This window comes from Vibrio ponticus, from assembly GCF_009938225.1.
GTDB classification, from domain to species: domain Bacteria; phylum Pseudomonadota; class Gammaproteobacteria; order Enterobacterales; family Vibrionaceae; genus Vibrio; species Vibrio ponticus.
Map to the genome: position 1 here is coordinate 90,151 of NZ_AP019657.1, position 13,879 is coordinate 104,029.

The following is a 13,879-nucleotide window of genomic DNA, read 5'->3' on the forward strand; positions in this document are numbered from 1 at the left end:
TAACTCGCAACACTAAAAGTAAGTGCATAGTCTCGCATAAACATGCATTTTTCGCTAGTTAGCCATCGAAAATAACTTCAGAGTGTGATGAAGACATTACCGCTGATTAGTGACATTTTAGTTAGTTAAAGACTTGGAAAATAACGAGATTATCATGCTATTATCCGCGCCCATTTGTAGCACGAAAAACGCGAGTTGCGTGGCGTCGCAAAGCTGAAGTTAAATAATTGTAATTGGACGTTAAATACTATAGCTTGGACTGCAGAACTGTTTACAAAATACTCTACCAAAAAAATAGAAGAGATCACCTCTCAAGGAGAACTACGATGAAAGTAGCCGTAATAGGTGCCGCTGGTGGCATCGGACAAGCCCTAGCCCTACTACTTAAAAATCGCCTTCCTGCAGGCTCAGATTTAGCTCTTTATGATATCGCGCCAGTGACACCTGGTGTTGCTGCGGATCTTAGCCATATCCCAACTCCAGTATCGATCAAAGGTTATGCCGGCGAAGATCCTACGCCTGCGCTTGAAGGCGCTGATGTGGTTCTTATCTCGGCAGGTGTTGCGCGTAAACCGGGTATGGATCGTGCGGATCTTTTCAACGTCAATGCGGGTATCGTTAAGTCGCTAGCGGAAAAAATTGCGGTTGTATGTCCAACAGCATGTATCGGTATCATCACTAACCCTGTAAATACTACAGTACCAATCGCGGCTGAAGTATTAAAAAATGCAGGTGTTTATGACAAGCGCAAACTATTCGGCGTGACAACCCTTGATGTGATCCGTTCTGAAACTTTTGTTGCTGAGCTAAAAGATAAAGATCCAGGCGATGTACGTGTGCCTGTGATTGGTGGTCACTCTGGTGTGACAATTCTACCGCTACTTTCTCAAGTTGAAGGTGTAGAGTTTACGGCTGAAGAAGTAGAAGCGCTAACCAAACGTATTCAAAACGCAGGTACTGAAGTGGTTGAAGCGAAAGCGGGCGGCGGTTCTGCAACGCTATCTATGGGTCAAGCTGCTTGTCGCTTTGGTCTAGCACTGGTTCGCGCGCTGCAAGGTGAAGAAGGCGTGGTTGAGTGTGCTTACGTAGAAGGTGCTGGTGAACATGCGCCATTCTTCGCTCAACCAGTGAAGCTAGGTAAAGACGGTGTTGAAGAAGTACTGAGCTACGGTGAGCTGAGCGCTTACGAAAAAGCGGCACTTGATGGCATGCTAGAAACACTAAGTGGCGATATTCAAGTGGGTGTCGATTTCGTTAAGTAATTTGACGTCGCTGAGCTGATAGTAAAAAGCCGATAGAGATATCGGCTTTTTTGATCTTTGCCCAAATACGTGCCGTACTTAAACCGAGGTTTCACAGGAGATGCGATATGGAACTTTCTGAGTTAAGACGAGGTATGCTAGTTGAGAGCGCTCAAGGTAGCGGCAAAGTGTTGGTGATTGATGAAGTGACACAATCGGTGTTGATTGAAAATCAGCAGAGTCATGAGCAATTCGCGGTGGGTGTCGAGGAAATCGTCGATGATCCTCAACTGCATCTAGGTTGCGATAAATATTACTAAGCGTATGAGATAGAGAAAAGGCAAGCCAATTGGCTTGCCTTTTTTAGTAATTTGAGTGAGAGCTTACTTGCTACGATGCACTGACAAGTGGGCTAGGGTAATCAATGCCTGCTTGTATTCAGAATCAGGCAAGATAGCGAGTTCGGCAATCGCTTTGTCAGCTTCTTCAACAGCCTTCGCACGGGTGTACTCTAAAGATCCTGTTTGATCCATGGTTTGCAAAATCTCTTCTAAACGATCCATGCCGTTGGCTTTTTCGATCGCTTCACGGATCATTGCTGCCTGTTCTGCGTTGCCATGTTGCATCGCATGCAGCAATGGCAAGGTTGGTTTGCCTTCAGCAAGGTCATCACCAACGTTTTTACCCATCTCTTCGCCGTCAGCAGTGTAATCCATCACGTCGTCAATCAACTGGAAGGCAGTACCAAGGTATTTACCGTAGTTCTGCATGGCTAATTCAACTTCGGCAGAAGAGTCGGTTAGAATCGCTCCGATTTGCGTCGCCGCTTCGAATAAGCGTGCAGTCTTAGAGTAGATCACCTGCATGTAGCTTTCTTCGGTAGTATCAGGGTCGTTACAGTTCATTAACTGCAATACTTCACCTTCAGCGATCACGTTTACCGCATCACTCATCAGCTTAAGAATTTTCAGTGAGCCGAGCTCAGTCATCATTTGAAATGAGCGGGTGTAGATAAAGTCACCAACTAATACGCTGGCGGCATTACCAAATGCTGCGTTAGCGGTCGCTTTGCCACGGCGCATATCAGATTCATCCACAACATCATCGTGCAACAGAGTTGCTGTGTGGATGAATTCAATAAAGGCTGCCGCGGTCGTGTGTGCATTACCTTGATAACCAAGCGCACGAGCTGTCAGTACCGCTAAGAGTGGGCGTATGCGTTTGCCGCCGCCACTGACGATATAGAAACCAAGTTGGTTAATTAGTGATACATCAGAGTTTAGCTGGGCTTGAATAGTTTCGTTCACTTTTGCCATGTCGTCGGCAGTAAGCGCTTGGATAGCTTTAAAATCCATTGTAATTCCGGCTGAGGTTAGAACCTGTCTGGTATTTATATCTAAATTGTTAACTGAATAATACACTAAAAAACGTTGATAAATACATGCTTTAAGGGCATGATCTCGGCACTTTTAATTGGCGACTAGCTTTTCGCCAATTTTTTCAAAATATGGCTTGTCATAGTGGCATTCATTCTGTAGAATCTGCGCCCTATTGATGATTAGTTTAGCGCACACCCTAGCTCATTATGTATGCAGGCTGTGCGGAAAAAGCGGAGTAAAATATGTACGCTGTTTTCCAATCTGGTGGTAAACAACACCGTGTAAGCGAAGGTCAAACTCTTCGTTTAGAAAAATTAGACGTTGAAACTGGCGCAACTGTAGAATTTGATAAAGTTCTTCTTGTTGCTAACGGTGAAAACATTCACGTTGGTGCACCTCTTGTTGAGGGTGGCAAAGTTGTAGCTGAAGTTGTACAACACGGTCGTGGCGATAAAGTTAAAATCGTTAAATTCCGTCGTCGTAAGCACTCTCGTAAGCAGCAAGGTCACCGTCAGTGGTTCACTGAAGTGAAAATCACTGCAATCAACGCTTAATCGAATTAGGAGAGCTTAACAATGGCACACAAAAAAGCTGGTGGTTCTACTCGTAACGGCCGCGATTCAGAAAGCAAACGCCTAGGTGTTAAACGTTTCGGTGGCGAATCTGTTCTTGCAGGTAACATCATCGTTCGTCAACGTGGTACTAAGTTCCACGCTGGTAACAATGTAGGCCTTGGTAAAGACCACACTCTATTCGCTCTAACTGACGGTAAAGTTAAGTTTGAAGTGAAAGGTCCTAAAAACCGTAAATTCGTAAGCATCGAATCTGCTGAATAATCAGATTCTTAGCTTAGAACTAGGTTTCTAGCTGAATTTAAAAGCCCTGCCGATTCGGCGGGGTTTTTTATTTTTAGCAAGGGCAAATAACCAGAGGCTTTTAGTTTTTATAGCTGAACAGAGAAAACCTCTCGTTATTTGGTCCAAAGTAGGCGACCCAAGATCTCAGGTGATCGATCTGTATATGGGATCTGCTAGAATTTATATCATTGTCAATTAGCTCGAATGAGCCTTGTAAGTGATATTGCAACGCACACAATGCGGAGTAACAGATGAAATTCGTTGATGAAGCGGTAGTTAAAGTTCAAGCCGGTGATGGCGGTAGTGGTGTAGTAAGTTTCTGGCGTGAGAAATTTATTACCAAAGGTGGTCCTGACGGTGGTGATGGTGGTGACGGCGGTGATGTTTACATCGTGGCTGACGAGAACCTAAACACGCTGATCGATTACCGTTTCCAACGCTTCTATGAAGCGGAGCGCGGCGAGAATGGTCGTGGTGGTAACTGTACTGGTAAACGTGGTAAAGACAAAGTGCTACGCGTACCTGTAGGTACACGTGCGGTTGATATCCACACCAATGAAGTGGTAGCGGAAGTTGCAGAACACGGCAAGAAAATGATGGTTGCGAAAGGCGGCTGGCATGGTCTTGGTAACACGCGTTTTAAATCTTCAGTGAACCGCGCGCCACGCCAAAAAACACTGGGTACTAAAGGTGAGATCCGTGAACTGCGTCTTGAGCTACTGTTGTTAGCTGACGTTGGTATGCTTGGTCTGCCTAATGCAGGTAAATCAACTTTCATTCGCGCAGTCTCTGCAGCGAAGCCAAAAGTAGCGGATTACCCGTTCACGACACTGATCCCAAGTCTTGGCGTAGTCAGCGTTGTTCCAGAGAAGAGCTTCGTTGTTGCTGACATCCCTGGTCTAATCGAAGGTGCCGCTGACGGTGCGGGTCTAGGTATTCGTTTCTTGAAGCACCTAGAGCGTTGTCGCGTATTGCTACACATGATCGATATTATGCCGATTGATCAATCTGATCCGATCCAAAATGCATTAACGATCATTGATGAACTAGAGCAATACAGTGAGAAGCTGGCAGACAAACCTCGCTGGCTAGTGTTCAACAAAGTGGATCTAATGCCTGAAGAAGAAGCTGATGAAGTGATTCAAGGTATTTTGGATGCGCTAGGTTGGGAAGAAGAGTACTTCAAGATCTCAGCAGTGAACAAGCAAGGCACGAAAGAGCTTTGTTACAAGCTAGCTGACTTTATGGAAACTCTACCTCGCGGTGAAGAAGAGATCAGCGAAGAAGATAAAGTTGATTTCATGTGGGATGATTACCACAAAGACGCGATGTCTGGCAAAGACGTTATTACTGAAGGTGATGACGACGACTGGGATGATTGGGATGACGAAGAAGATGACGGTCACGTTGTCTACGTTCGCGATTAATCCTTATATCGAATTGAAAGCCGCAATTTATTTGCGGCTTTTTTACGTCTAAAAACAAATCTGGTCTGAAATCAAAGTTATTTGCGTGATTTTTGGTCACAATGTCATCCCTTCAAGGAAGTGTGTGATTTAGGGAGTAGTTAAATCAGTATGGATACCAAGCAAAGAGCGGTTTCCCGCTTAATTGCACAAGCTGGTCAAATGCTGCTTGCTCATGGAGCAGAAAGTGCATTGGTTGGCAGCATCATGGAACGAATTGGTCTTGCCTGTGGCATGGATGAAGTTGAAGTATCGCTTTCAGCAAGCTCATTAGTCGTGACGACCGTTAATCGTGGACATTGTATTACCACGGCGAGGCGTTGCGCTGACCGTGGCATCAACATGCGTGTCGTCACTCAAGTACAGCGCATCTGTATTATGCTGGAGCGTGGGATCATTGATGAATATCTTGCCCAGCATAAGATCAATCAGATCAGCCCGGAGCGTTATAATCGGTGGTTAGTGATGGTGATGATTGGTCTATCTTGTGCCGCATTTGCTCGCCTAGCGGGCGGTGACTGGGCAGTATTTGCCATGACTTTCCTTGCTTCTGCTGTGGGGATGACTGTACGTCAAGAGATTGGTCATCGTCATTTCAATCCTCTGCTTAACTTTGCTGTGACGGCTTTTGTCACCACGGCTATTTCTGTACAAGCCTATATCTACAATATCGGTAATTTACCTACGCTGGTGATGGCATCGTCAGTTTTGATGTTGGTACCAGGGGTGCCATTAATTAACTGTGTCGCCGATATGCTCAAAGGCTACGTCAATATGGGGATTGCTCGCTTTGTTATGGCGAGCCTGCTGACGCTTGCGACTTGTCTTGGCATTATTGCCGCCATGAGTGTTTTTGATGTGTGGGGGTGGCTATTATGAGTTTCTTCGAACTGCTGTTTGGTTTACTCAATGACATGTTCTTTGCCGCGATTCCCGCGGTTGGCTTTGCCTTAGTGTTTAATGTGCCAGTGAAAGCACTGAAGTATTGCGCATTGGGCGGAGCGATAGGTCATGGTTCACGCTATCTAATGATGCATTTTGGAGTCCCGATTGAATGGGCGACTTTCTTTGCCGCGACTTTTGTTGGCATGATTGGCGTGCATTGGTCGCATAAACTGTTAGCGCACCCGAAAGTCTTCACCGTGGCATCATTGATTCCGATGGTTCCGGGGGTGTTTGCCTTTAAAGCCATGATCGCGCTAGTGGAGCTCAACCACCGTGGTTTTGAACCACAGTTACTAGAAATGCTGGCGACTAACTTTTTGAAAGCGATGTTTATTATCGCCGGTCTTGCTGTTGGCTTAGCGATGCCAGGCTTGTTATTCTATCGCCGTCGCCCAATTGTTTAAACGCACAGGCACCCACTCCTTTTACAGAAAGTTAGGCTCAACAAATAGGATAGCTGAATGATTATTAGCATGATTGCCGCGATGGCAGACGCGCGTATTATTGGTAAAGACAATCAAATGCCATGGCACTTGCCAGCAGATTTTGCTTGGTTTAAGCGCTGCACGCTAGGCAAACCAGTGATCATGGGACGTAAGACTTATGAATCTATTGGCCGACCGCTGCCTGGTCGTCAGAATATCGTGATTAGCCGTGATGACACGCTTCGCATTGAAGGCGTTGAAACCGCGACGTCGATTGAGCAGGCGTTAAAGGTTGCTGGAGATGTGGAAGAAGTGATGATCATTGGTGGTGGTGCGATCTACGCGGCGTGCCTGCCTCTTGCGACTCGTCTCTACATCACCCATATCGATGCAAAGATTGAGGGTGACACCCAATTCCCTGCATGGGATGAAAGCTTTGTTGAGAGCCATTCAGAGCACTACAGTGCCGATGAGAAGAACGCTTACGATATGCGTTTTACGGTTTTGGATAGAGAGTAGGGCGCGAAGCGTAGCTTCGCTTTGTATGGAACGCTTCGCTGACGGATGTGAGAACACTGCGTTTACGGAAAGTAAATCGGAGCTTCACTATTAGATACGGGACAGTTTAGTTACTCAGAAACTGTGAGATGTTGATATCGCGAGTTCCCTCGCGATTCCGTTGTCCGTAGCATTGCGTTCCATAATCCATGCGTTACTATGCTAACGCCGGTTGAGTAAAAAACTGTTTGTCTTCCCAACGCAACATGGTGAGTGAGCCACCCCAGACGCAGCCAGTGTCTAAGCCTATCTCTTGGTCACTTTGATGCCCTTCAAGTGCCGCCCAGTGACCAAAGATCACCGCTTTATCTAATCGGATTCGGCTTGGTAGTTCAAACCATGGCACAAGCTCATCACCCTCGATTTCTTGTGGTGGTAATTTGCAATCCATATCGAGTCGAGCATCGGCAAAGCAGAAACGCATACGGGTAAAAGCGTTGATGATATAACGGTAGCGCTCAATACCCTCCAGCTTGTTATCCCATAAGTCCGGTTGATTGGCGTACATGTTTTCAATTAACCAAGTCCAATCGTGGCTTTGTAGGATTTGCTCTACCTCTTTTGCATTTGCTCTCGCGGTGGCTAAATTCCATTGAGGAGAGATGCCAGCGTGACTCATCACGAATTCTTCATGTTCTGCCATTAACGGCTGGTGACGCAGCCATGTCAAAAGCTCATCTTTATCTTCAGCGGCAAAAATCGGCGCGGTTTGATCTTTGTCTTTTACGCGATGAATTCCAAGGGAAACCGCGAGCAAATGTAAGTCATGGTTGCCGAGTACCACTCTCGCGCTATCACCGAGTTGTTTAACAAAACGGAGTGTTTCTAGTGATTTAGGACCACGAGCGACTAAGTCACCTGCGAGCCAGAGCTGATCTTGAGTTGGGTTGAACTGCACGGTGTTAAGTAGCTGCTTGAGTTCATCAAAGCAGCCCTGTATATCGCCAACGATATATGTTGCCACAGCGTTTTCCTAGTTTAAGACATTGGGGATAGCGAGACGAAATGGCTCGATTTCAGCGTGGAATTGCTGTCCTTTCGCATCCAGCATGATGTACTGACCTTGCATCACTCCGACAGGCGTTTCAATCGCCGTGCCGCTGGTGTAGGTATACTCGTCATTACCTGCAATAAAAGGTTGTTGCCCAACCACACCTTCGCCTTCAACCGTGACTTGTTTGCCGTTGGCATCAGTAATCAGCCAGCGACGAGCAATTAGCTGTACGGTTTCAGTGCTGAGGTTTTTGATAGTAATGAGATAGGCAAAGATATAGCGTTTTGCCGCAGGATCGGATTGTTCCGCGATATAGCGGGTATGAACTTGGACTTTAATACAAGGTTGAGAGACATCCATATAAGCTCCTCGTATATACTCAAGTGACCTCGCACCTTGAGGTTACTTGAGTATAGCCAAACAAAAGGGCGCGAGTGCGCCCTTAAAGATTATGCTTGATGACTGCTGTTTGCATCTAACCAGTTCGCCATGGCAACAAATTGCTCTAGCATTAGGTTTTCTGGACGCATAGCTGGGTTTACACCTAGCTCTTCCAGAGTTTCAGCACTCATCAGTGCCTTGTAGCAGTTACGCACGGTTTTACGGCGTTGGTTGAAGCCCTCACGACATACACGCTCAAGCCATTTTAGGCTTGTCGCTGGATGCGGAAGAGTTTCGTAAGGTACTAGACGTACAACCGCAGAGTCCACTTTCGGTGGCGGAACAAATGCCGTTGGCGGTACTTCTAGTACAGGTACAACTTTACAGTAGTACTGCGCCATTACCGTTAGGCGACCATAAGCTTTGCTGCCAGGACCTGCTGCTAGACGGTTTACCACTTCTTTTTGCAGCATAAAGTGCATGTCTTGAATATCCGCGTGGAATTCAAATAAGTGGAACATTAACGGCGTAGAAATATTGTACGGAAGGTTACCGAAAATACGCAGTTTGTTGTTTGGTTTTACCAATTGCGTGAAGTCGAAGCGCATTGCATCGCCTTCGTGGATAGTCAATTTATCCGCCAGTTCCGGGTGATTACGCAGACGCTCTGCTAGATCACGGTCAAGTTCGATAACAGTAAACTTATCAACTTCGCGACCTACAGGCTCGGTAATTGCACCTAGACCCGGACCGATCTCCACTAGGTTCTGACCCGGTCTTGGGTTGATGGCTGAAACAATACCATCAATGATATATGGATCGTTTAGGAAGTTTTGACCAAAACGTTTACGCGCTTTGTGCCCTAGATGGACATCATTTCTCATTGTTTCTTCTCTACTAAATCTATTGCGTGCGCCAATGCTGTTCGGAAGCTCCCTGTATCTGCTGAACCCGTGCCAGCAAGATCAAGTGCTGTACCGTGGTCCACCGATGTCCGAATAAATGGTAGGCCGAGCGTGATATTCACTGAGCGACCAAATCCTTTGTATTTTAGCACGGGAAGTACTTGGTCGTGATACATACCAAGAACCGCATCCGCATCTTGTAAATACTTTTCGTTAAAGATGGTGTCAGCGGGAAGTGGACCAATCAGGTTAATACCTTTTTCCTGTTTGATACGCTCTAAAGTTGGCGTAATCGTCTCTATTTCTTCTCTGCCTAAACAGCCATCTTCCCCAGCGTGAGGATTAAGCCCGCAAACATAGATGTTTGGCTGACGAATAGCAAATTTTTCTACCAAATCGGTATGCAAAATATCGATGATTTTTTCTAAGCGTTCTGCTGTTACCGCTTTTGATACGTAAGCCAGTGGAATGTGGGTCGTGACCAGTGCAACACGTAAACCTTCAGTTGCCAGCATCATAACCACCAGTGGTGTATTAGATTTTTCAGCGAAAAACTCAGTATGCCCACTAAAGGCAACCCCGGCACGGTTGATCACACCTTTATGCACTGGACCGGTGACGACCGCATCGAATTCGCCAGCCATACAACCGTTGGCAGCACGCTCAAGAGTTTGCAGCACGTAGTGACCATTTGCTTCATCCAGCTGACCAGCAGTTACACTAGTTGCTGAGGGAATATGATCAACAATTAGCGAGCCAGCTTGCTGTTTGGTAGCTGGTTGAGATGCATCGTAATCATGCAGAGTGACTTCGATACCAAGCTGCTCCGCACGTTGGGCTAACATAGTTTTGTCGGCACAGACTACAATTTGATGATCCCAGCCCTCTTTAGAGAGGGCGAGGACTAAATCAGGACCGATACCCGCAGGTTCACCTGCGGTTACCACGATACGCTTAATTGCCATTTTGTTGATCCTCTACCATTTCAACATAGGCACCAGCACGAATTTCTTGTAGCCATGCGCTGGCTTCTTCGTTGAACTTACGGTTGAACAGAATGCGATATGCTTTGTTCTTCATTGCTGAATCAGTGCGATCCACTTCACGACGATCAAGTACTTCGACAATGTGCCAGCCATGTACCGTTTTAAACGGTGCGCTAATTTGTCCAACTGGAAGTGTATCAACTTGATGCTTAAATTCTGGTACATAGAGATCAGAAGTTTGGTAGCCTAGTTCACCATTTTGCGCCGCTGAACCTGGATCTTGGCTATATTGTTGCGCCAGTTCGCCAAAGGTTGCTTCACCGGCTTTGATTTGACGAATAATCTCATTGAGCTGCTTCTGAACCCCTTCATCGCTGAGGATTACGGTCGGCTTAATCAAAATATGACGAGCATTGATTTCAGTTACCGCTACCGTTTCAAGCCCTTTCACATCTTCAATTTTTAGGATGTGGTAACCCACGCCACTGGCAAACGGACCAATAATGCTACCTTTATTCTGCAGCTTGATTTGATCAGCAAAGATGGTTGGCATTTCTTCTTTACGCATCCATCCCCAGTCACCGCCTTGCAGAGCTTTAGGACCTTTTGAATAGGTGTAGGCTAACTTCTCGAAGTCTTCCCCATTTTTGATGCGTTTTACTAACTCTTCAGCTTGTGCTTGGACTTTGGCTTTATCGTCCCCATCGTTGACACGTAGTTGGATATGACCAATTTTGTATTGCACCGTCGCATTGGTTTCATTGGCGAGCACTTCAGCTAGGTTATCCACTTCTGCTGGCAGAATGTTGACGCGGCGACGCACCAAGGTATTGCGTGCTTCAGTGGCTGCAATTTCTTTACGGATTTGCTCACGGAACTCTGGGTAGCTGATGCCTTCCGCCGCAATTGAGGCAATTAGTTCGTCAACGGTTTGGTTGTTGTTTTTGGCAATATCAGCAATCGCCGAATTAAGACGAGTGTCATCAATACGCACACCAATACGTTCGGCTTCTTGCTCTTGAATGGTTTCCAAGATCAGCTTTTCTTCTACCTGCTCAATCAGAGCATCGCGATCTGGAAGTGTTTGACCGCTTTTCTTTGCATTGATAGCCAGTGTTTTCAGTGCAGTATCGATATCGCTCTGTAGTACGACACCGTCATTAACAATAATTGCCACTTTATCCATTTCAACCATATCAGCGTTAGCTGTACCGATATGGCATGCCGCTACAAGGGTAAGCAGCGCCGTTTTCCAAGTATTCATTAATAACCCTTAGATGTATGCCAGCCCAAATGAGCTGGCTTGAAAAATTAATTGTTTAAGAAGAATGGGCGACCATAACCGAGGGAGTTGCCACCATTATCGGTTTCCGATAGACCAGCCCCTGAGCCAATATTGGTACCAAAACCAACAATACCAAAGTTGATACTGAAGTTGTTTTCGTAATCTGGCTCAGCATTAGGGTAAGCAGCGAAACCGCGATCATCGCTTGAATTCCAGCCGCGTAATTGGTTGCTGTAGGTGAAACCAATGTACCAGCAATCGTCGATATAGTTGACGCGCGCTAACCATTCGATCGATTTATCGGTGGTCAAGTCATAGAAATATTGGGCGCTAGCATTCCAGTTTGGTGAGAAGGTATAACCGGCTAACACACCTGCTTGAGAGATACCGTCGCGGGTGATGCTGTTGATGCCACCTGTGCCAGCGATGCTTTCTAGATCAACCGTTTGTTCGATGTAGCTTTTCGTCACGTAACGATAGTTACCTTGTAGGTAACCTTTGTCGGTACGATATTCAAGTGTACTGTTGCTTAACTGCATTTCACTTGAATCCACGTCGTATTGAATACCACCATGGTAGAAGAGGTAGTCAGAGAAGTTGAAGTCCATCTCGACCGCCCATGCAGAGTAGCTGGTTGCGTCTTGGTTTTGTGACAGTGGGTCGGAATTCTTAGTTGATTTATCAAGATAGAATATCTGACCAAATGAAATGTTTAGGCGCTCTTTGTACATGTCGTCAAAGAAACGAGTAGAGGCACCATAACTAAATTGGTTTGCTGCCGCAATTCGGTCTACGCCACTGTATTTACGACTGCGGAACAGACCATAGTAGTCGGTTTGCAGTAACGTGGTGTCGTACAAGAAAATATCGGATTGATCTTCTTTTGGTACGTATAGATATTGGATTTGAGGCTCCAGCGTTTGCGTATAGCCACCAAATACATAAGTGTTGCGCTCTAAAACAATACCAGCATGACTGCGGAATTCTGGAATCACGCGCGTCACGTTTTCTTTCAATCCGTAAGCCGAGTTATCGTTGATGCCATCGTTATCAATATCACGGAATGAGGTATCTACACCGTTCAAATCTTGTTGATAATGGGTGCCGAGAATTCGAGCTTCGGTAGTCCAAGAACCCCATGTGGTATGCACTGGAATCGTAATACCTGGCTCTACATGCAGACGTGTTGCCGAAGGCTTCGATGAGTCATCGGTGTCAAAGCGAGAGATTTGACTGATCACATCAAAATCGACATATGGCGCAATGGCTGGCGAGTAGTAGTTAAATGACAATTGCGGCAAGATTCGGTAAGGAAGGTTGCCTTCTTCTGTCAATACTTGGAAGTCTCGCGCAAGTAACGTCGCGTCCCAGTTCTGAGTACGATACTGGAATTCGCCTTCTTGGATCAGCTGACCATCTTCACGTTTACCAATATTGGAATCAACGTCAGTGAAGTAATCAATATCGCTGACTTTGGAGTAGTCGATATGGAATTTCCAGTTTTGCTCGTAAATACCGTCGTGGGTGTATTGCATACCCCAGCGATCACCTTTTTCCGGATACTTCTTATCATCCGGTAGGTATTCGGTTTCTATTTCGCCCTGACCAAAGTCGGTTAAATAACGGAAGGTACTGTTTAATTGTGTACCGCGTTTTTCCATATACTTAAGCGTGGTCAGCAAGTCGTAGTTGGGTGCTAGGTTCCAATAAATAGGAACTTCAAACTCAACACCATCACTTGAACCATAGGATGCGGTTGGATAGAGGAAACCCGTTTTACGCGTATCGCCAATTGGCACGGTTAAATACGGTAAATAGAAAATAGGTACGCTTTGTACTTCAAAGCGGGGATTGAAAAAGGTCGCTTGTTCCTCGTCTTGATCGATTTCTATGCTTGAGGCTTTCATGCGCCAAGAGTTATCGCCTTCAGGACATGAGGTGATCGAACCGTCCTCGATTTCATAGACCGCTTTGCCGGTTTTCGATACGTACACCGCTTCACCACGTCCTGGTTCACATAGGAATTGGTATTTGGTGTTATTGAGTTCAACGTAATCAGTATTGAGGTTATTAACCGCTTTATCGGAAACGGTTTTTACCTGACCATCACTGAAGGTGACATTGCCTTCGGCAACCACAACGTTATCTGGCTGATGTAGAGTCACGCTATCAGCTTGCATACGCTTTTTGCCTTGTACAACAACTACATTGCCGCTATAAGTGGCTTTGTCGCCATTGACTCCTTCAAGGCTGTCAGCTTCTACGGTGATCGGTAGCTGATTTGGGTTTTCTGCTTCCGGTTGATCGATCAAGCATTGATCTATAGCAGGCAGTTCCTGCACACTATTATCAGCGACGACTTCATTGGCTTGAATCTGGGGTGCAAATAACGCAGCACTGATTGAAGCGGCTAGTAACGTACGTGGAAAACGTGACATTGAGTTTTACTATCCTGTT

15 protein-coding genes are annotated in these 13,879 nt (G+C 46.0%); 8 read left to right on the forward strand and 7 right to left on the reverse strand.

Going from position 1 to position 13,879, the window contains the following annotated elements; translation table 11 throughout:
• Nucleotides 1-326 precede the first annotated feature (326 nt).
• Together mdh and GZN30_RS00480 are read left to right on the forward strand one after the other, a co-directional pair.
• Nucleotides 327-1,262 (forward strand): malate dehydrogenase, encoded by a 936-nt coding sequence (gene mdh / locus GZN30_RS00475; protein ID WP_075649415.1) that lies wholly within the window; start codon nt 327-329, stop codon nt 1,260-1,262.
• Between the two features lie 107 nt (nt 1,263-1,369).
• Nucleotides 1,370-1,561 (forward strand): hypothetical protein, encoded by a 192-nt coding sequence (locus tag GZN30_RS00480; protein ID WP_075649414.1) that lies wholly within the window; start codon nt 1,370-1,372, stop codon nt 1,559-1,561.
• Nucleotides 1,562-1,624: 63 nt separating this feature from the next.
• Here GZN30_RS00480 and ispB read toward each other — a convergent pair whose 3' ends face one another.
• On the reverse strand, nt 1,625-2,596 hold the full coding sequence (gene ispB / locus GZN30_RS00485) for an octaprenyl diphosphate synthase (RefSeq protein WP_075649413.1): 972 nt from the start codon (nt 2,594-2,596) through the stop codon (nt 1,625-1,627).
• A 266-nt stretch (nt 2,597-2,862) separates the two neighbouring features.
• Between ispB and rplU the strand changes: the two genes are divergently transcribed.
• The 6 genes from rplU (at nt 2,863) to folA (ending at nt 6,832) form a co-directional block, all read left to right on the forward strand.
• Complete coding sequence (gene rplU / locus GZN30_RS00490; RefSeq protein WP_075649412.1) at nt 2,863-3,174, forward strand: 50S ribosomal protein L21; 312 nt, start codon at nt 2,863-2,865, stop codon at nt 3,172-3,174.
• Nucleotides 3,175-3,195: 21 nt separating this feature from the next.
• Nucleotides 3,196-3,456: a 50S ribosomal protein L27 gene (rpmA, locus tag GZN30_RS00495; RefSeq protein WP_027251812.1), complete on the forward strand. Its 261-nt coding sequence runs from the start codon at nt 3,196-3,198 to the stop codon at nt 3,454-3,456.
• A gap of 272 nt (nt 3,457-3,728) precedes the next feature.
• Complete coding sequence (gene cgtA, locus GZN30_RS00500; RefSeq protein ID WP_075649411.1) at nt 3,729-4,904, forward strand: Obg family GTPase CgtA; 1,176 nt, start codon at nt 3,729-3,731, stop codon at nt 4,902-4,904.
• Between the two features lie 150 nt (nt 4,905-5,054).
• Nucleotides 5,055-5,822: a threonine/serine exporter family protein gene (locus tag GZN30_RS00505; protein ID WP_075649410.1), complete on the forward strand. Its 768-nt coding sequence runs from the start codon at nt 5,055-5,057 to the stop codon at nt 5,820-5,822.
• Nucleotides 5,819-6,292: a threonine/serine exporter family protein gene (locus GZN30_RS00510; protein WP_075649409.1), complete on the forward strand. Its 474-nt coding sequence runs from the start codon at nt 5,819-5,821 to the stop codon at nt 6,290-6,292. Before GZN30_RS00505 ends, GZN30_RS00510 begins: the two co-directional genes overlap by 4 nt.
• Nucleotides 6,293-6,349: 57 nt before the next feature.
• On the forward strand, nt 6,350-6,832 hold the full coding sequence (gene folA, locus GZN30_RS00515; RefSeq protein WP_075649408.1) for a type 3 dihydrofolate reductase: 483 nt from the start codon (nt 6,350-6,352) through the stop codon (nt 6,830-6,832).
• Nucleotides 6,833-7,028: 196 nt separating this feature from the next.
• On the opposite strand, the gene apaH is transcribed toward folA, so the two are convergent.
• The 6 genes from apaH to lptD all read right to left on the reverse strand — a co-directional run bounded on the left by apaH (nt 7,029) and on the right by lptD (nt 13,860).
• Nucleotides 7,029-7,835, reverse strand: coding sequence for a bis(5'-nucleosyl)-tetraphosphatase (symmetrical) ApaH (gene apaH / locus GZN30_RS00520; RefSeq protein ID WP_075649407.1), 807 nt, complete (start codon nt 7,833-7,835; stop codon nt 7,029-7,031).
• 9 nt (nt 7,836-7,844) lie between these two features.
• Nucleotides 7,845-8,225: a Co2+/Mg2+ efflux protein ApaG gene (gene apaG, locus GZN30_RS00525; protein WP_075649406.1), complete on the reverse strand. Its 381-nt coding sequence runs from the start codon at nt 8,223-8,225 to the stop codon at nt 7,845-7,847.
• 89 nt (nt 8,226-8,314) lie between these two features.
• Nucleotides 8,315-9,130: a 16S rRNA (adenine(1518)-N(6)/adenine(1519)-N(6))-dimethyltransferase RsmA gene (rsmA, locus tag GZN30_RS00530; RefSeq protein WP_075649405.1), complete on the reverse strand. Its 816-nt coding sequence runs from the start codon at nt 9,128-9,130 to the stop codon at nt 8,315-8,317.
• Entirely contained in the window at nt 9,127-10,116 is a 990-nt protein-coding gene (pdxA, locus tag GZN30_RS00535) for a 4-hydroxythreonine-4-phosphate dehydrogenase PdxA (protein ID WP_075649404.1), read from the reverse strand. Before pdxA ends, rsmA begins: the two co-directional genes overlap by 4 nt.
• Nucleotides 10,106-11,401, reverse strand: a complete 1,296-nt coding sequence (surA, locus tag GZN30_RS00540; protein WP_075649403.1) for a peptidylprolyl isomerase SurA — start codon at nt 11,399-11,401, stop codon at nt 10,106-10,108. Before surA ends, pdxA begins: the two co-directional genes overlap by 11 nt.
• 47 nt (nt 11,402-11,448) lie before the next feature.
• Complete coding sequence (gene lptD, locus GZN30_RS00545; RefSeq protein WP_075649402.1) at nt 11,449-13,860, reverse strand: LPS assembly protein LptD; 2,412 nt, start codon at nt 13,858-13,860, stop codon at nt 11,449-11,451.
• Nucleotides 13,861-13,879 lie beyond the last annotated feature (19 nt).

Excerpts from the sequence above, each read along its gene's own strand:
- mdh (WP_075649415.1), top strand. The coding sequence starts at position 327 with ATGAAAGTAGCCGTAATAGGTGCCGCTGGTGGCATCGGACAAGCCCTA.
- GZN30_RS00480 (WP_075649414.1), top strand. The coding sequence starts at position 1,370 with ATGGAACTTTCTGAGTTAAGACGAGGTATGCTAGTTGAGAGCGCTCAA.
- ispB (WP_075649413.1), bottom strand. The coding sequence starts at position 2,596 with ATGGATTTTAAAGCTATCCAAGCGCTTACTGCCGACGACATGGCAAAA.
- rplU (WP_075649412.1), top strand. The coding sequence starts at position 2,863 with ATGTACGCTGTTTTCCAATCTGGTGGTAAACAACACCGTGTAAGCGAA.
- rpmA (WP_027251812.1), top strand. The coding sequence starts at position 3,196 with ATGGCACACAAAAAAGCTGGTGGTTCTACTCGTAACGGCCGCGATTCA.
- cgtA (WP_075649411.1), top strand. The coding sequence starts at position 3,729 with ATGAAATTCGTTGATGAAGCGGTAGTTAAAGTTCAAGCCGGTGATGGC.
- GZN30_RS00505 (WP_075649410.1), top strand. The coding sequence starts at position 5,055 with ATGGATACCAAGCAAAGAGCGGTTTCCCGCTTAATTGCACAAGCTGGT.
- GZN30_RS00510 (WP_075649409.1), top strand. The coding sequence starts at position 5,819 with ATGAGTTTCTTCGAACTGCTGTTTGGTTTACTCAATGACATGTTCTTT.
- folA (WP_075649408.1), top strand. The coding sequence starts at position 6,350 with ATGATTATTAGCATGATTGCCGCGATGGCAGACGCGCGTATTATTGGT.
- apaG (WP_075649406.1), bottom strand. The coding sequence starts at position 8,225 with ATGGATGTCTCTCAACCTTGTATTAAAGTCCAAGTTCATACCCGCTAT.
- rsmA (WP_075649405.1), bottom strand. The coding sequence starts at position 9,130 with ATGAGAAATGATGTCCATCTAGGGCACAAAGCGCGTAAACGTTTTGGT.
- pdxA (WP_075649404.1), bottom strand. The coding sequence starts at position 10,116 with ATGGCAATTAAGCGTATCGTGGTAACCGCAGGTGAACCTGCGGGTATC.
- surA (WP_075649403.1), bottom strand. The coding sequence starts at position 11,401 with ATGAATACTTGGAAAACGGCGCTGCTTACCCTTGTAGCGGCATGCCAT.
- lptD (WP_075649402.1), bottom strand. The coding sequence starts at position 13,860 with ATGTCACGTTTTCCACGTACGTTACTAGCCGCTTCAATCAGTGCTGCG.